The sequence below is a fragment of the Neobacillus cucumis genome, from assembly GCF_023715505.1.
Genome location: NZ_JAMBOH010000052.1, coordinates 1 through 18018, shown reverse-complemented (window position 1 = coordinate 18018; position 18018 = coordinate 1). Strand labels below are relative to the sequence as shown.

The window sequence follows — 18018 nt, the reverse complement described above, 5'->3', positions numbered from 1 at the left end:
ATAAAAAAACTTCCCTCTCATAATATGCAGAAAATTTAGCATATTAATCCAGGAAAGTATAGTATTTAATCTGGAGAAATTTGAAAAAATTCTTCGCATTTTAGAGGAAATAAAGTGACTGTTTACAGGACATCCCTTCGATCTTTGGAATTGAATATAAATACATATCTAGACCCAATTTAAATTCCTCCTAATTTCTATATAATTTAAATCCTGTTAAATCTAAGTCATCACCTCCCAAAAAGTGTTAAAATGAAAAGTTTAAAAAACATCGTTATTCATATATAAGCTTTTAAAAAAATTGAGAATATTAGCGAAATCGTTAAAGCATTAGTGCTAGGTAGGAATTAGCAAAGTAGAAATCCGGAGAATTATATATTCAGATTATATCATTTTATAGATACCCCTTTTACCATTTTGTTTCATTTCACAAAATCGTCAGAAACTAATTCTATTAAAGCTTACAAGCTATTCATTTCTCTACAGTATGCAAATTGACTACCGATAGATATAAAAAAGTATTATAATATACCGAAATTCACCAAGTTGAAATAGTAAAGAAAAATATAGTTTATTAGAGGTATTTATCGTTTTTTATTCCTTTTTTCTTAACGTTAAGTAAGGTGCCTTTAAGGGCTGTAGCAGCTTTCCCAAAATGTAAATTTACAGCATAAAAAAGAACTGGCTCGAATAATGGGAATGCCCTTTACTTGAGTCAGTTCTTTAGGTTCTATAACATTCTATTTTTAATATTAATCTGGTAATACGACCACCTGAGACGGGGACATATAAACTTCCTACTCAGACATTATTTAACACTACCAGCTGTGAGCCCTTGCAGAAAATATTTTTGAACAAACAAAAATACAATAATTAACGGAGCACTTGCCATGAATGATAAGGCCATTAAGGCGTTCCATTCCGTTGTAAACTCACCAATTAGCATTCCGATACCAATGGTAAGTGGTCGAACATTGATATCATTCGTTAATACGACCGCAAATAAAAACTCATTCCAAGCAAGTATAAACGTATAAACGCCAGTGGCTATTAAACCTGGAAGACATGGCGGCAAGATAATATAGAAGAAAGATTTTAGCGGACCGCAGCCATCAATTTTCGCTGCCTCATCCAATTCAACAGGAATGGTACTAATAAAATCTCTCATCATCATGATTGAAAATGGCAAAGCAAACGAGGTGTAGGCTAAAATTAGTGCAAAATAAGTGTTGTAAAGCCCTACCCTTGTAATAAATAAAAAGTAAGGGATTACTAGAAGGACCATCGGGAACATCTGGGTTAATAAAATGTAGATTAAAGCTGTCCTCTTCCCTCTAAAATTGAAACGAGAAAAACCATAACCGGCCATTGCCGCTGCAATGATACAAATAAAGGTGACAGATAAAGCAATAATATAGCTATTTAAAAATAGATGAAGTAAATTTTTGTTTTCAAAAACTTTTCCAAAAGCCTCCAGTGTGAAAGTAGAGGGCAATAATTTTAATGGAGACGCGAACACCTCAGGGTTAGGGCGGAATGAAATGCTGATCATCCAAAAGATTGGAATCATCGCGATGCTTCCCAGGACAAGTAATGCTAAATAAACGCCAGATTTGTTTTTCCTAACCAATTTATTCCCCCTCCTTTTTAATGGAAGATTTGATATAGAAAAATGATAAAACGACCATTACCAGCAGCATAAATAAGGCTGTTGCAGAAGCATAGCCAAAATTTAACGTTCTAAAGGCATGCTGATAAATATATGTAGACATGATTTCGGTACTATTCATTGGACCGCCGCCTGTCATCAGGAATACTAGGTCAAATGATCTAAAATTCCAAATAAACTCCAATGTTGCTAAGGTCGCAATTATTTTCTTTAATTGTGGTAATGTAATATAAAATAATTTCTTAAGGAAACCTGCTCCATCAATATCCGCAGCTTCATATAAATCATTTGATATGGTTTGCAATCCGGCTAATAGCATTAACATCATAAACGGGAAGCCTCTCCAAATATTGGCGATGATCACGCCCATCAATGCTGTATGTTCATTTCCTAACCATGCCGTTTGTGAAAGAGCCGTAAATCCAAAACTTGCTAAGATTTTATTGGCTAAACCAAAGGGATTAAAGATCAACATGAAGATGGCTGCAACAACCGTCGAAGAGGTTAACCAGGGAAACATTAAAACCGAACGAAAAACGGCCCTGAATTTCGTATTAATTGGTTGATTCAACAGCAAGGCAAACGTTAATCCAATAACCAGTCCAAAGAAAACACTCGTAGCTGTAAAAATAACCGTATTCGTTAACGCGCTCCAAAACATAGGATCTACAATGAATTCACTATAGTTTTTGATACCTGCTAAAACGGGATTGGCTTTATCTGAGTAATCATAAAAGCTCATCAATACGACCTGATATAAAGGATAGGCTGTTAACAAGAGAAGCAAAGTAAGTGCAGGCATGATAAAAGACACTTTTCTAAAAAACTCGATTAAATCTTTTTTGGTGTGTTTTTTTTCCGTTGTTTTATTTCGAAGAGTCACTGGCCTATCCAGTAAATCATTCCTCACAGGGTTATTTTTCATTGGCTCTCCTCCATAGGTAGAGTCAAAGGCTCAGGACCCAGAGCCTTTGACAATTAATCAACCTTATTTATTTTTTTCGAACGCAGCATTCCAGTATGCAGCTGAATCATCTAGCGCTTGCTGTGCTGTTTTCTTACCTGAAATGAAATTCTGAATTTCAATCGTAAATTCTTTTCTCAAATCAGTAGCATTTGGTAAGTAATGGTCAATTACTTCCACACGGTCAAACGTACCAAATTCATCAACGAAAACTTTCAAATAAGGATCTTCTTGGAAGAACTTATCATTCATTGTATCTTTGTTATAAGGGAAGAAATTGGTGGCTTTATCCCATAGAAGTTGTCCTTCAGCGCTTCCCATAAACTCAATAAATTTCCAGGCGGCGTCTTTGTTCTTTCCCTTTGAGCTTAGAGCCAAAACGGATCCTTGAGCGATGGTTCCTGTTTGTTCACCTTTTGGAAGTGGAGCAACTCCAAAGTCCAATTTAGGATTTAAGGTTTTCTGGATGTTCACACCCCATGGGCCTTCAAACATGAAGGCAACATTACCAGCGGAGAAGTTAGCTCTTTTTTCCTTTTCCCCAGCATTTAGTTCACCAGGCGTTGTAACCTTATTCTTTTTAATAAGATCTTTTAAGAAATTTAGAGCTTTTACACCTTCAGGTGAATTGAAAACGGCTTTATTACCATCTAAAATTTTCCCACCAGCCTGCAGGATAAACGGCATTACCTCATAGCTAATGACAGTTGGAGGTTCTGCTGCTAAATTACCGGTTAAGGCATATCTGTTTTTGCTTGGATCAGTTAGTTTAATACTTGCTGCCATAAATTCATCCCACGTAGTAGGAACTTTGACACCGGCTTCATCTAGAAGCTTTTTATTATAGAACAAGGCAATATTCCCGTTTGTTACCGGCATGCCATAAACTTTTCCTTTATAAGGAAGCATCATCGGTCCTTCAATAGCTTTCTTCTGGTCTTCTGGCAATGTCGCAATTCGGTCGTCGATTGGTTCAATGATTTTTGCATCTGCAAATTCAGTTAACCATGCACCTGAAGCCGTGATAATATCAGGTGGATTACCTGCTAAATCCAGGGATAAAATCTTATCATGTTCCTGGGCAAACGGCAGGTCATCGATGACCAATTCAATATCAGGATTTTTAGCCTCAAACGCTTTTTTCACTTCATTAATTTTATCTGGACCTTGTTCATTTACCCAGTGCTGCAGCCAATGAATTTGTGTTTTACCATCTTTTTTCGTCTCAGTGTTGTTTGTATTTTCCTGTGATGTATTGGTAGTTGAAGGCGGTGCACAAGCTGTTAGTAAAAGAAATAATGCAATTATTACAGCTAATAATTTGAAAGTTTTCATCCAAATCCCCCAGTTCTAATATAAACTATCTGTTGTTAAGACCTTTGATTCACTGTTTATCTCTTTTTCTAGCAAAGGTAGTAAGTAGTTTTTAAATTTCTCAGTTGGCATGAAATGGTCATCATCCCAAAAATCAGGTGGTAGCTTTCTTTCTTTTCCTGAAATTTCAGATAATTCAACGTGAATAAATCTGTAATGATAAGGCCTATTAGAAGTTCTTTCAATCCCAATCATTTTACCGCTTACCCCATTTAAAGCTGCCTTAACTGCCTCCCTTCCTACCATTTCTGCTTCTAGTAAATCCTGCTGAGAAACTTGATTCATAGAACTTCTATATAATTTGTTTGGGATTGTAATACTAGTTTTGATTTCTAAATGCTTTTGTATTTCTTGGGCTAGGCGGTAACTGATTCCGCCATTATATTTTTGGCGCGGATTATTGAGCGTAATATCTGAAGAAAATGTGCTCAATTTCATATGATCAGGCACCATAATCACCACATTTGAATCCGCTTCCAAAACTCTGTTAAGATCAGCGATGATTTTGTCGATGGTTATTTCGTTCTCTGGTAAATAGACTAATTGCGGAAAGTCATTTTTATGTTCTTTCCTAAGTGCACTCGCTCCAATCAGCCAGCCTGCATTCCCCCCCATCACTTCAATAATTTCTATTTGAGCAGGGGAGTTATTCGACCGGATATCTGCCTCCAGGTTATGTAATGACTGGATTAGAAATTTCGCAGCACTTAAATAACCTGGGGTGTGGTCTGTTCCACAAATATCGTTATCTACTGTTTTTGGGATAAAGATACACCTTATATCCACATTGCGAGCTTGGCAGAGTTCATGGATTTTACCAATGGTTTGAGAGGAACCGTTCCCGCCTATATAGCAAAATATATGAATAGAAAGTTCGATAAGCCGATCTACTATTCTTTCAAAATCGATGGATGTAATTTCATACCTTGAACCACCTAAAATGGCACCTGGTTGTTCTCTTGCTCTATTAATTAGGTCGATTTTATCGTTTAAATAAATTATTTTATTTTTTAAGAGTCCCTCAAGTCCATTGGCAGAAGCATAGACATTCTCTATCTGATCTTCCTTTAATGCTTGTGCCAGTAAACCATATAATGAAGAATTGATCACAGGAGTCGGACCGCCAGATTGTGCAACAAGAATATTCATAGTACACCTACCATTTTTTTATGCGATTATTACATTCATCCGTTTTTCAAGTTCTTTTTGATCATCGGGTTTTATTTTGTTATCTGTAATGATCGTGTGTGATAAATCAAATGGAGATATTTGGAAGGAACTAATGCTACCGATCTTTGATGAATCGACCAACCAATAAATCTCATCTGCAGACTTTAACAGTTGTTTTTTTACATCCGCTTCTAAAATATCGTTGCAGGTAAAACCATGTGTATAAGAAAGTCCGGTTGCAGCAATAAATAGCTTATTCACATGTATAGAGGAAATCAATTGCTCCATCATCGAACTGACCATGGTGGTTGTTTTCGATCTAAAAACTCCTCCTAGGACAATTTTGGTTACATTTTCCCTATCTTCTAGCACTTCTGCAATATTCATAGCTGTTATAAAGGCGGTGAGCGTTAAATTCGTACTTATACTCTTTGCAAATTCATACAAGGTTGATCCCGCATCGAGTAGAATACTGTCTCCATTTCGCAGTAATGAAGCCGCCTTCATAGCGATTGATTTTTTTCCTTCTTGGTTTGTCACACTTTGTCTTAGAAAACGATTGTTTAAATAATCTTTCGAAATGTTTCCATTTTGTTTCGAAACTTTTTCATTTTCTGTCCAAATTGCTCCCCCTCTCACTTTCTTTATAGTAGAAGTAGTCTCCTCTAATAACTCCACATCCTTTCTGGCGGTAACTGCGGAAATATTGAATTTGGCAGCAATATCTTGTATACTGACCGTCTTTTTCTCTTCAATATAATTCATTAATGTTTCAATTCGTTTTGAAGTAATCATAATAATTCACGCTTTCATTTTTTCTTAATTTTCATTCTAATTTGCAAAGTAAATTTTGTAAAGAATAAATTTTCTATTTTTTTCTTTTATTTACTATTTTTTTCTTTTTTGTTGTATTTTTTACTTTTCTAATTTAATATAAAAATTGTAAAATTCAAAATATTGGGAGGGTTTTCATGAACTGCTCTATTGATGATTTATCCATTACAAACATAAGATTGTTAGCAATTGATGCTGTAGAGAATGCCAATTCCGGCCACCCGGGCATGCCGATGGGGGCTGCTCCGATGGCATACGTTTTATGGACAAAGGTAATGAACTACAATCCTAAGCATCCAAACTGGATCAACAGAGATCGGTTTGTCTTATCAGCTGGTCATGGTTCGATGCTTTTGTATAGTTTGCTCCATTTAAGTAAGATGGATTTATCCATAGAAGATTTAAAGAAATTTAGAAGATTATATAGTAAAACACCGGGCCATCCAGAATATGGACATACAACCGGTGTCGAAGCAACCACAGGGCCCTTAGGTCAAGGTCTCTCCATGGCTGTTGGAATGGCAATGGGAGAAAGGTATATGGCTGCTAAGTTTAATAAGGAAGAACTCGAGTTAATCAATCACTATACGTATGCAATCTGTGGGGATGGCGACCTTATGGAAGGTGTAGCACAAGAAGCCTCCTCTCTAGCGGGACACTTAAAATTAGGGAAATTAATCGTACTTTATGATTCTAACAATATCTCTTTAGACGGCGGAACAGAACTATCCTATACAGAAAATGTAGAGAAAAAATACGAGGCCATGGGCTGGGAAGTGTTTACGGTCGAAGATGGTAACAATTTAGATGCGATTGAACAGAAATTAAAAGAGGCGAAGAAAAACGAATCTAAGCCTTCACTCATTATTGTAAAAACTACAATTGGTTATGGAAGCCCAAATAAAGGCGGTAAATCAGCCAGCCATGGATCGCCTCTTGGAAAAGCTGAAATGGAACTAGTCAAAAAGAATTATAATTGGAATCATGAACCCTTTTTCGTTGATAGCAGGGTAGAAAAAAACTTTGAAGACTATATTGCCCTTAACGAGCAGAAAGAACAAAAATGGCAAGAAGTGCTTAAGGAATACCAAGTGAGGTATCCAAACGAGTCAAGACTATTAGAAAAAATCCACACACAACCGATCGATATTGACAACTCGATTCTACCTATATTCGAAGAAAATACTTACACCTCAACTAGAGAAGCCTCAGAAAAAATACTTAATGCTTTTGCTTCTAACATGAGCCTAATCGGTGGTTCAGCTGATTTATCATCATCCAATAGAACATACTTAGCCAACAAAGGTGATTTTCATCCCAATAATTATAGTGGCCAAAATATCCACTTTGGGGTCCGAGAGTTTTCAATGGGCTCCATCCTTAATGGATTAGCATTATATGGAGGTTTAAGACCCTATGGTGCAACCTTCTTAGTTTTCTCAGATTATATGAGACCAGCCATAAGGCTCTCCGCTCTCATGAATCAACCTGTAACCTATATATTTACACATGATAGCATCCATTATGGGGAAGATGGACCAACACATCAGCCAATTGAACACATACCTTCGTTACGGCTAATACCGAATTTACTGGTGTTCAGACCGGCTGATGCAAATGAATCTGTTGAAGTATATAAATCAGCTTTTAGCCAAACCAATCGTCCATCAGCCATCATCCTGTCAAGACAGGATTTACCAGTTATAACCCCCCCACCAGGCCTGGATAACAAAGTAAAAAAAGGCGGCTATGTATTCCAACCAGAATCCAGGGAAGAAATCGATGTGGTCCTCATTGCAACTGGTTCTGAGGTAACCCTAGCCGATAATGTCCGACATCGATTAGAAGCCGATGGGGTCTCTGTTCGAATTGTCAGTATGCCCTGCTTAGAATTATTTAATGAGCAAGATCAAGCGTATAAAGACCAAATTATTCCTCCAGCTGTCCATAATAGAGTCATTTTAGAATTAGCTGCCCCTTACGGTTGGGACTCTGTTAAGGGAGAAAGAGGAATAAATATTGGGATTGATTCCTTTGCAGCTTCTGCTCCTGGAAACGACTTAGTAAAAGAATTTGGATTTACGGAAGAAGCCATTTCTAACAAAATTCAAGAGTACCTAAAACGAAATCTAAAGGAGTTATCGATATGACATTAGTATCAATGTCTGAAATGTTAGGTAAAGCAAAAAAGGAAAAATATGCAGTTCCTCAGTTTAATATAATCAATATGGAATTTACCCAGGCCATTGTGGAGGTTTCTAATGAGGAAAACTCACCAGTCATATTAGGTGTAGGAGAACCGACCATAAAATATATGGGCATGGAATATGTGATCGCCATCGCTAATGCAGCAGCAAAAAATAGTTCCATTCCGATTACACTCCATTTAGACCATGGCAGCAGTTTTGAAGTGGTCATGCAGTGTATTAAAGCAGGTTTTTCCTCTGTCATGATTGACGGATCGAAATATTCTTTTGAAAAAAATATTGCGTTAACAAATAAGGTTGTTGAGGCAGCTCATTCAGTTGGGGTTTCTGTAGAGGCTGAATTGGGGACAATCGGTGGAGCAGAAGACAATATCTTTGTAAATGAGAATGATGTGATTTTACCTAGTGCCGAGGAGGCAATCGAATTCTGGAATCACACAAATGTGGATGCTCTGGCGGTTGCAGTCGGTACAGCTCACGGCATGTATAAAATTGAACCCAAAATAAAATTTGATGTGATTTCAAAGATTTCTAATTCGATTCCGGTACCATTAGTTCTACACGGTGGCTCAGGCGTTCCTGAACAGGATATTCAAAAAGCAATCAATTGTGGTATTTCAAAAATTAATGTCAATACAGAAAATCAAGTCGCTTTTTCAAATGCAGTAAGGCAAATCATCAATAACAATGATGATATTCAGGACTCAAGATTGTTTTTAAGAGTTGGAAGAGATGCGGTTAAAGAAATGGTCCGTTCAAAAATACGGTTATTCAGCTCAGCTAATAAAACGGATGCAATTATTTTAAATAAGTAATTGACTTCCTAAGAATCTAAGATTTTTATATTTCTAGCATATTGTTTATATCTACTGTTTAGATTATTTACAGCTAAAAAAGCAGTCCCCCAACCTTTCGTATTGGGGGACTGTTTCTTTTTCTTCATTAGTTTTGATTCAAAGAGAAACACTGCTTCCTACTATCATTTCCTTTAATTTTTCTGCGACACGCGATCCTACTTCAGAGGTTACAGCACTCCCCCCAAGATCCGAAGTAAGCACTAACCCTTCTTGTAATGTTTCCTCGATAGCCCTTAGGATCTTTTCAGGAGAAGTGTTCTTTTCCAACCACGTATATACGTAATATCTCTTTTAGGTTCTTTCTTTTTTCGCGTCAGGATCACTATATGATGACCTTCTTCACGAAGTAGTTCGGTTACGATCCGCCCAATAAATCCCGAACCGCCAGCAATGAGAATTTTCATTCGTCCACCCCGTTTCATGTTTTATTAGATCTGTCATGATTTAATCTAAAGTTTTAAGCCATTCAACTGTTTTAAAGCAAGTTTAAAATTAATATGTAAACTAAAGCATTTTATTGTCGAAAAAATTGTATTTGGCAATTAAAAAACGCTATAAATCACAGTAGCTTTTACGAATGCAAAAAGAGCCAATATACGCTATTTGCTGCCGGAATGTTTGAGCAACAAATGGAGGATGTTAAAAAAACAATTTAAATCCTCTGCTCAAATTTAAAAACTGTTTATTATCTGAATACCTTCACTTAAATTATCTAGCTCTTTCTTTAATTTCTTTTCCGGACAAATTTTAAAAAAACTCTCCCTTTATATTACTAGGTTCTCAAATATTGTATAGTGCAATACTTTCAGTAGGTAGTATTTGCTAGTATAAAAGAAATAAAAATGTACCAAATTTTACTAGTCTGATTTAATGTTAGAAAATGTAGTTTTTTGAAGGTATTTGTCGTGTTTTTCATTCCTTTTTTAATTGTACTTGGTTTAATCATTTTAAGTAGGAGCCCCACCCTTAAAGGCAAGATAGGTGAAAATAAGGTTAAGAAAACTTTAGAACAATTAGATCCATCCCTTTACACGAGTTTCCATGATTTATATATACCTATTAAGAATGGTTCAAAAACCAGTCAAGTCGATCATGTGGTTCTGTCACCAAAAGGCCTCTTTGTTATTGAGACTAAAAACTATAAGGGATGGATTACGGGGTCAGAACAGAGCCAGCAATGGAATCAAACTAATTACAGTAGAAAGGATAAATTTCGAAATCCAATTTTGCAGAACTATGGGCATATAATGGCCTTAAAAGAATATCTGGGGGAATTAGTAGATAAGGTTCCCTTTTACTCTATCATCGTATTTGGTGATCAAGCAGAATTAAAGTTTAACACAGATTTCAAAAATGCATTTGTTATAAAAAGAAACAGTCTTTTAGATGTCATTAAAGGGCATGGTGAACCTATCTCGTTAAATCATAATGAATTAAACAAGTTGAAACAAAGAATACATAAATTATCGACCCGTACTCATGAAGAAAAAAGGAATTTAGCAAAAAAACATAAAACAGAAATCCGCTCTAATCTAACACAACAGAAGAAAAGTATTAACGAAAATATTTGTCCAAAATGTGGAAATAAACTAGTAGTAAGGAAAGGAAAATACGGAAGCTTTAAAGGCTGCAGTAGTTTTCCTAAATGCAAATTCACTGCATAATAGAAATTTATCTTAGGAGGGTGAAATAATGAGTGATTTAACCATTAATGTTAATCAGAGTTATGCTGTACAAACGGAAGGAAAGTCTTATTTTGATGGTGGTTTATTACAATATATAGGTTGGTCTATTTTAGGTGGTATAGTAACCATTTGCACATTTGGAATTTGTTATCCTTGGGCCATTACTATGATTTTAGGCTGGAAAACAAGACATACGGTGATAAATGGACGAAGATTAATCTTTACCGGGTCAGCCATCGGATTGTTTGGAAACTGGATAAAATGGTGGTTATTGTGCATTATCACACTAGGAATCTATAGTTTCTGGTTGTTTATTGCTATGGAAAAATGGAAAGCAAAACATACAGTATTTGCTGATTAGTAATTAAAGCCTCCGATCAACGAGAGGCTTATTTAAATGGAATCAAGCAAATTAACTATTGGATTCGTAAATTCTTTGCTTTCCTCTCAAAACGTTTAATTGGAATCGTAAAGTGGCATTTTATTGTTATTTTGAAATGAATGGATTAAACTTCAAAAAGGATAAACAATAAACATACGAAAAAAGTAATAATTTTAAGAGGAGGAAAAGTAATGTTAAATGAAGAGTATGAATTGCTATTAAAAAAATCTGTCGAGGTAGCGCCAGACTGGCTAAAGAAAGATGTAGAAAGCATAGTGAGTAAAGAACGCCAAGGAGGTATTAGCTATCTGATTTCGGAATTATATCAAACCTATACGTTCAGCATCAGACATGTCTTATCAGCAAGACATTTAAGTGGTGAATGGTCACGTGTTTCAAGAGAACGACTGAACTTTATTGATAATAACATTGATATTATTGTTGCTCTTTACAATGATGCAAAGAATAATTAACACTATGATAACATCAAAACCGATACAATATCGTTTTTTTCTTAGGCTCTGTTTTCATTCATTGTTGATTTTCGTGTAGGTATGAGAATCCATAGGCGGAGAATTTCCGGCTAATGTATAGTGAGAGCTTACGAAGCAGATATAAGCTCAGAAATTCCGATTAACCGCTCTAAATAAAGCAAAATCCAAAGATTTGGATCATATAAACGGAAAAACTTCCTTTATTTTCAAGGAACATATGTGTATTCCCAATTTAAGAGGAATTTTACCGATTATTTTTTAATCACAGTGAATCTACATTCAGTTATAACAGAGCCTTTTTTTAAAATAAAAAAACGACCAGAGATTTCTGGTCGTATCGATGTTATTTTTGATTCAGTTCGTCCAAAAACTCTCTAACTTGTTCTGGAGATTTGGCATTCGCACTATGTAAATGAGCAAGTTTTTCTCCGTTTTGGAAGATAAGCAAACTCGGAATGCCCATGACAGAATATTTTTCAGCTAACTCCGGAAAATCGTCACGATTGACTTCGTACCATTCATATTGAGGATAATCCTTAATGACCTCATCAATGAACATGTTCATGCGCGTGCAATCCGGGCACCAACCAGCAAAAAACTTAACGATAACTGGTTGAGTCTTCGAAATCACTTGATCAAATGTTTCAACGTTAGTAATCGCCTCCATTATAATCCCTCCTATCAAATTCATATTTTTACTATAACATTATTGTAAAATCGTTTTACATTTTTTTCAATAAATTTGATTGGATTAAAATAACGAGTTACAAGTGCTTTTCGTGTTTGAGTTCTCTTCAATAAATCCCCATGCGTCTTCACACCTGAAATAAATGGATTTCTATGATTGTTTTACTCCATCCATGCTCTTGCTCCTTTTACAGCTGATAATTTTTTTTTGATTTAATTTACTTTAATACTATAACATGACTTAGAACCAAAATAGAAAAGGAGGTCGTCGACAGGCAATCGTCCCTCCTCATCCCTCAAGAACTGATTTGGGGTTGTTATGTATAGCAAACCCCTACATATTTCCTAAAATACCCATGCTACATTTAGCTTAATTCCTTAAAATACCCAATCATAAATTCCCGGAATTCCCGAACGACCTTTGAAGTATACCGCTCCGTTTTCCATGCCATTCCTATAGTTCTTGTACAGACAGGCTGTTCAATGTGCAACGGAACAATTTTTTCATAGTGTGAATAGCGAAGGGTATGCTCGGTTAAAAAGGATATACCCAATCCCTCCTCTACATAGTGATGAATGGATCCCGGTTCTTCGAGTTCAAAGGCGATTTTCGGTGTGAACCCTGCTTTTTCACAAAAACCATCTGTTAGCATTCTGAAGGGATTGGTCGGCTCTCTGTGAATAAATTGTTCATCTGCCACTTCCTTTAACTGAATGCTATCTCTCCTAGCCAAGCGATGGGTATCTGGGACTACGAGGAATACTTCATCTTCCATTAGATCAATCCAGCTGATCCCTTCTTTCTCAATAGGAAAGTAAGTAACACATAAATCGATTTCCCCTTTTTCCAATTGTTCCACAAGCCGCAAAGGAGAATGCAAACTTACTTGAAAATTGACGAATGGATAGGTCTTACGAAATTGACTAATGATATTCGGCAATAATGGGATATGCATGACCGAAAGTGAAATTTGATTCCTGCTCTCTCCTGCGAGTTCCGCCATCTCAAGCTGGGCAGATTCTAATTCAGAAAAAGCCCGATCTACTCCTTTTAAAAAAATTTCCCCAAATTGATTTAGTTTAATATTCCTTCCCTCTCGATCAAAAAGGGAAAAACCCAGCTCTTCCTCTAAACGAGAAATGGTTTGGCTTAGTGATGGTTGTGCAATCCTAAGCTCTTTGGCAGCCCTTGTCATATGTTCAAAATCGGCAACGGTTTGAAAATATCTTAACTGTAAGAAATCCATTTGTCCACCTCTATTGATAGTCCTCAACCTATAAGCAAATAGTAATATATATATTAGTCGTTATCAATTATTAGGAGTATGATTAGGAATATAAATTACTTTGGAAGTCGAAATAAATTCTAAATAATAAGAAAGGTGTTTATATGGAGAATTGGAAAAGAAATTTAATTGTTTGTTGGTTCGGTTCATTTGTGACCGCCGCTGGGATGAGTCAAATATCCCCTATGCTACCTTTATATATCGATCAGCTAGGAGTACACGCAACTTCCGATATTGAAAAATGGTCTGGATTGATTTTTGGTTCAACCTTTTTAATCTCAGCCATTGTTTCGCCTATATGGGGAAAACTTGCAGATAAAAAGGGCAGAAAACTAATGTTACTCCGTGCAAGCCTTGGAATGGCCATTGTCGTTTTTATGATGGCATTTGTACAAAACGTTTATGAATTGCTCGCATTACGGATGCTAATGGGGGCCGTTTCCGGTTACATTTCTGCATCGGTTACATTAGTTGCAACACAAACACCGAAGAAAAATTCAGGCTGGGCACTCGGTACACTTTCAACAGGCTCCGTCAGCGGCGGACTTCTAGGTCCTTTAATGGGGGGAATTATTACAGAATTCTTTGGAATTCGAAGCTGTTTTGTGGTAACAAGCGTGTTATTGTTAATCGGCTTCTTTGCCGTTCTATTTTTGGTAAAAGAAGAATTTACACCTGTTCATAAAACACCGTTAGCCTTTAACCAAGTTTGGAAGCTAGTTCCTGATACGAGATTGCTCATTTCATTGTTTGCTAGCACATTTATTTTGCAAATTGCCAATATGTCCATTCAGCCATTAATTACTGTTTATGTAAAAGAATTATCACCACATGCAACCCATTTATCTATGATAGCGGGAATGGTGGTGGCTGCTGCCGGTTTAGCCAATGTAATCGCTGCTCCACGATTAGGTAAGCTTGCTGACCGGATTGGTTCAAGAAAAATATTGATCGGGGCACTTATTGCTGCAGGAATTATCTTTATTCCCCAAGCATTTGTAAAAACACCATGGGAACTCATGGGACTGCGCTTCTGTCTTGGACTTGCGACAGCTGGATTATTGCCATCCATTAACAACCTTGTCCGAAAAAGTGCACCAGATGAAATTGTTGGCCGTATTTTCGGGTATAATCAATCTGCACAGTATATTGGCACTCTCGGAGGATCTGTATTAGGCGGGCAAATGGCCGCATTCTTTGGCATTCATTATGTGTTCTTTACTACGAGTGCTTTATTACTGCTAAATGCATTATGGGTGTATAGTATTAATCATATTGGTATGAATAGAAGGACCATGTCACATATTCATTAAGAAGCACACTGAGATTTATTTCATTTTGCTAACAGGGACTTTAAAGAGTAATAATAGTCCTACAATGATCAGTACAGACAGCCCATAGGCTAATAATGGCTTTTTGTAATGGAGCTGTATAAAAGGCAATTGAACAAGATAAAAAAGCACAGACCACCCGAAATTCCAACCATTATGGTAACTCATTAAATCCATTTTGTAATTTACTAACTCGACGATAGAAAAAAGAGTCACCCAGAAGATGATCCAGGCAACCTGTTTTACCCATCCAGTTGGATACCGTCCTAAATATATAAACACAACGGCTGGATAAGAAATAAATGATACAAGCAGATTGTTCAAAGTATGATTTGGAATAATATCGGTTGGGTCATATACCCACAACGGATAATTATATGTAAGAAAGTTATATAAAAGGTCCAGCAGAATGACAAAGAGAAAGGTGGACTGATATTCCTTCCAGTTCCGCCAATCTCCCCAACGCCATGCAGCAAGAACCCATAACAACATGCGTACAAAAATGTACATTTACAACATCCTATTACAATAAATTTTCAGCCATTATATTATGGACTAATTTTATTTAAGAAATGCGTTACTTCCTATAATTATCTGCCAACAGGTACTTTAACTCTTCAACAAACTGTCCGGATTGTCTAAAAAAACTAATTACGATTGTTCAACTAAATTGCCAGTTAGTACAAGAAGAAAAAGCCACCACACTGGCAGCTAATTATAACTATTGCACACAGTTAGGTTGATTAAGATTAAAAAAATTCTTGCTTTTTCCATTTGTCTAAATACTTTTGATAACCCATTTCCTCAGCGGTCATAGTGTATGGCGTATCTTACAGAAGTTCCTTCTTGAACTGTACTCCCGTTAGCGGATCTCGCAGCCTACCATTTTTTATCTCTTGCCCCCGTTTGTTTAAGTGAAGTGATTCACACAATTTAAAGGTATAATAAAAGGTTGCCTCGAACCTCCCTTCAAAATCTTTAAACCATCTTATTAAGTAGATATTCCTCGAATGTAATGTTCCCCATTTTTCGTATAGGATTTGTATTTTTACCCTCAGAGAAAGATTTGTGCAGTTTTCCTGGTAAAGAAATGCTTAAAACTTTATTTGGTTCATTATTTATGTTGATTTTCAGTTCAGCCATTTCTCTTAAAGTCATAATATCTGGCCCAGCAAAATCATCTGCTCTTCCTTGTGGATTTTTATCCACTAAACCTATTAGATGATTGGCAAATTCACTAACATCCACACTTTGAAATTTAACGTTTCCCGGAATAATATATCTTTTAAATAGAGGTTTAGATATAAATATATTTTCTACAAAATGGTGGAACTGGGTGGCACGGACAATGGTATGAGGAATTGAACTATTTTTCAACAAATTTTCTGCTTCATATTTTTGCTGATAATACTTAAATGGTATTTCATCAATCCCAACAATGGACGGATAAATAAAATGTTTTATGTGATGCAGTTTCCCTATAAACTCCTTAAAACCTGAAACCTCCACCATTTTTGAATTTTTAATCGGGCTTGTTGCTGCGTGAATGATTACATCTATATCTTTAATTGCTTCTTCTATGCCTTCACCAGTCAATAAATCGCTATAAACCCATTCAAAATGTTCGATTCCTTCTGGTTTTTTTCTTGAAGTTAGTTTAACTTGATAATCAGAACCGTTTAGCTGCTTAATCAAAGTGGAACCTAGTTGTCCTGACGAACCAGTAACCAGTACATTCAAGGTACAACACTCCCGTTTTATTGGATTTCCTTTTTATTGTATTATTCAGAAGCTGGGGTCATTATTCAACTAAACCACCAATCAGAACAAGGAAAGCGACTGCACCTATTGAACAATCGCCCCTTTATTGAAAGCTATTAATCTTCATCTTTTATATGCTAAAACTAGAATAATAACCTAATGGATAGGAAAATGCCGGTCAATCCAGTTATGAACTTGCCCTTGCGCTGATTGAAGGTCAGATGAGAGAAGATCGTGTAATTTCATGCCCTCCCTAAGCTGGGCATAAATGCCCTCTGGCAGGTTTGGTTCGGCGTATCTTCCGTCTTTAACTAATTGCGCAATAACCTTTGCATCTTTTACGTCATTTTTCGTTGGGGAGTTATCGTCTAATTCTTTGCTTTTCTTAACATGCATCGGATTTACGATTACGAACTTAATACCTTTGCCCTTAAGATAATAGGCTAAATTTAGCCAATAATGGCCAGTTGGCTCCATTCCAATGATTACATCAGACATGTCGTATTTGTTTAAAAGAAACTGGAACCACTGTTCAAGAGATTGGAAGCCATGTTCCTTGTTTTCAAAGGTGAGGGATTTCCCAAATTCGATTCCTCTGAAATCCTGAGCCCGGGCTACATGTTTGTGTTTAGCAATATCAACACCAATGATGAGAGTTGAAGAAGTAATTTGAGATATTTTTCGATTTTGGTTATAATTCATTTTGAGTCCTCCTTGGTAATCATTAAGGGTCCTTGTCGCTGCGCAGCTACCGGACACCTCGTATTCTACCAAGAGGACTTTTCTTCTTTCAAACCTCAAATTTCTTCATTACAGGAATGCTCCAATCAAAACCATTTTTTCACTATAACATTAGTGTAAAATTGTTTTACATTTTTTTCATATATTCGTTTGATTGGAATAATAAGTCAAGGTTGCCCCTACTTGTAGATACATGATTGAGGCTGGTTGGGGGCATACAATTTTCTAATTTTAATAAATAATAAAAGCAGTGATAGTATGCGTATCACTGCTTTTATCCATTTTACTTACTGGAATTGTCATGCTTCACGGTAATTGTTTCAGTGGAAACAGTGGAATTTCCCACATTGTCACTCACCTTGTGTTACGGTATATATTTCTTTTGGAGCATTAGCAATATTTTTTGATTTAAATAGAAGCTTTTTCAGAAAATAATTTTTAATCTTTTCATCACTAGTGTTGCGTTAATTAAATTTCAATATTAAAAACACTCTAAATCTTCACTAATTTTATTTTGTGCAAAGAAAAAGTCCTTTATAATGAATAAGTCAGGTGGTAACCCGTCCAAATCCACTA

General features: G+C 36.1%; 16 protein-coding genes and 1 pseudogene. 6 read left to right on the top strand and 11 right to left on the bottom strand.

Features of this window, described 5'->3' with window-relative positions; all coding sequences use genetic code 11:
• Window positions 1-808: 808 nt before the first annotated feature.
• The 5 genes from M3226_RS30220 to M3226_RS30200 form a co-directional block, all read right to left on the bottom strand.
• On the bottom strand, window positions 809-1630 hold the full coding sequence (locus M3226_RS30220; RefSeq protein WP_251573060.1) for a carbohydrate ABC transporter permease: 822 nt from the start codon (window positions 1628-1630) through the stop codon (window positions 809-811).
• Window position 1631: 1 nt separating this feature from the next.
• Window positions 1632-2594, bottom strand: a complete 963-nt coding sequence (locus M3226_RS30215) for a carbohydrate ABC transporter permease (RefSeq protein WP_251573058.1) — start codon at window positions 2592-2594, stop codon at window positions 1632-1634.
• Between the two features lie 63 nt (window positions 2595-2657).
• Window positions 2658-3968, bottom strand: a complete 1311-nt coding sequence (locus M3226_RS30210) for an ABC transporter substrate-binding protein (protein WP_251573056.1) — start codon at window positions 3966-3968, stop codon at window positions 2658-2660.
• 15 nt (window positions 3969-3983) lie between these two features.
• A complete protein-coding gene (locus M3226_RS30205; RefSeq protein WP_251573054.1) occupies window positions 3984-5156 on the bottom strand; it encodes a diphosphate--fructose-6-phosphate 1-phosphotransferase in 1173 nt (390 codons plus the stop codon).
• An 18-nt stretch (window positions 5157-5174) separates the two neighbouring features.
• The gene (locus tag M3226_RS30200; protein ID WP_251573052.1) at window positions 5175-5972 is read right to left on the bottom strand and encodes a DeoR/GlpR family DNA-binding transcription regulator; all 798 of its coding nucleotides are present in this window, start codon (window positions 5970-5972) and stop codon (window positions 5175-5177) included.
• A 176-nt stretch (window positions 5973-6148) separates the two neighbouring features.
• On the opposite strand from M3226_RS30200, the gene tkt reads away from it, so the two are divergent.
• Window positions 6149-8161, top strand: coding sequence for a transketolase (gene tkt / locus M3226_RS30195; protein ID WP_251573050.1), 2013 nt, complete (start codon window positions 6149-6151; stop codon window positions 8159-8161).
• The gene (gene fba, locus M3226_RS30190) at window positions 8158-9033 is read left to right on the top strand and encodes a class II fructose-1,6-bisphosphate aldolase (RefSeq protein WP_251573048.1); all 876 of its coding nucleotides are present in this window, start codon (window positions 8158-8160) and stop codon (window positions 9031-9033) included. The genes tkt and fba overlap by 4 nt, the downstream gene beginning before the upstream one ends.
• Window positions 9034-9308: 275 nt before the next feature.
• Here fba and M3226_RS30185 read toward each other — a convergent pair whose 3' ends face one another.
• Window positions 9309-9479: an NAD-dependent epimerase/dehydratase family protein gene (locus M3226_RS30185; RefSeq protein ID WP_251573046.1), complete on the bottom strand. Its 171-nt coding sequence runs from the start codon at window positions 9477-9479 to the stop codon at window positions 9309-9311.
• A 501-nt stretch (window positions 9480-9980) separates the two neighbouring features.
• Between M3226_RS30185 and M3226_RS30180 the strand changes: the two genes are divergently transcribed.
• The 3 genes from M3226_RS30180 (at window position 9981) to M3226_RS30170 (ending at window position 11615) form a co-directional block, all read left to right on the top strand.
• Window positions 9981-10739, top strand: a complete 759-nt coding sequence (locus M3226_RS30180; RefSeq protein ID WP_251573044.1) for an NERD domain-containing protein — start codon at window positions 9981-9983, stop codon at window positions 10737-10739.
• Between the two features lie 28 nt (window positions 10740-10767).
• Window positions 10768-11121 (top strand): DUF898 family protein, encoded by a 354-nt coding sequence (locus tag M3226_RS30175; protein ID WP_251573042.1) that lies wholly within the window; start codon window positions 10768-10770, stop codon window positions 11119-11121.
• A 212-nt stretch (window positions 11122-11333) separates the two neighbouring features.
• Window positions 11334-11615: a hypothetical protein gene (locus tag M3226_RS30170; protein ID WP_251573040.1), complete on the top strand. Its 282-nt coding sequence runs from the start codon at window positions 11334-11336 to the stop codon at window positions 11613-11615.
• Between the two features lie 364 nt (window positions 11616-11979).
• Here M3226_RS30170 and M3226_RS30165 read toward each other — a convergent pair whose 3' ends face one another.
• Together M3226_RS30165 and M3226_RS30160 are read right to left on the bottom strand one after the other, a co-directional pair.
• Window positions 11980-12303 (bottom strand): thioredoxin family protein, encoded by a 324-nt coding sequence (locus M3226_RS30165; RefSeq protein ID WP_251573038.1) that lies wholly within the window; start codon window positions 12301-12303, stop codon window positions 11980-11982.
• 385 nt (window positions 12304-12688) lie between these two features.
• Window positions 12689-13570: a LysR family transcriptional regulator gene (locus tag M3226_RS30160; protein WP_251573036.1), complete on the bottom strand. Its 882-nt coding sequence runs from the start codon at window positions 13568-13570 to the stop codon at window positions 12689-12691.
• A gap of 143 nt (window positions 13571-13713) precedes the next feature.
• Between M3226_RS30160 and M3226_RS30155 the strand changes: the two genes are divergently transcribed.
• Window positions 13714-14922 (top strand): multidrug efflux MFS transporter, encoded by a 1209-nt coding sequence (locus M3226_RS30155; protein WP_251573034.1) that lies wholly within the window; start codon window positions 13714-13716, stop codon window positions 14920-14922.
• Between the two features lie 15 nt (window positions 14923-14937).
• Here the strand turns inward: M3226_RS30155 and M3226_RS30150 are convergent, their stop codons facing one another.
• From M3226_RS30150 to M3226_RS30140, 3 genes and pseudogenes are all read right to left on the bottom strand, one after another.
• The gene (locus tag M3226_RS30150) at window positions 14938-15450 is read right to left on the bottom strand and encodes a CBO0543 family protein (RefSeq protein ID WP_251573032.1); all 513 of its coding nucleotides are present in this window, start codon (window positions 15448-15450) and stop codon (window positions 14938-14940) included.
• A 468-nt stretch (window positions 15451-15918) separates the two neighbouring features.
• Window positions 15919-16680: an SDR family oxidoreductase gene (locus tag M3226_RS30145; protein WP_251573030.1), complete on the bottom strand. Its 762-nt coding sequence runs from the start codon at window positions 16678-16680 to the stop codon at window positions 15919-15921.
• 186 nt (window positions 16681-16866) lie between these two features.
• Window positions 16867-17403, bottom strand: a pseudogene (locus tag M3226_RS30140) (IS110 family transposase); the annotation flags it as partial.
• Window positions 17404-18018: the final 615 nt, after the last annotated feature.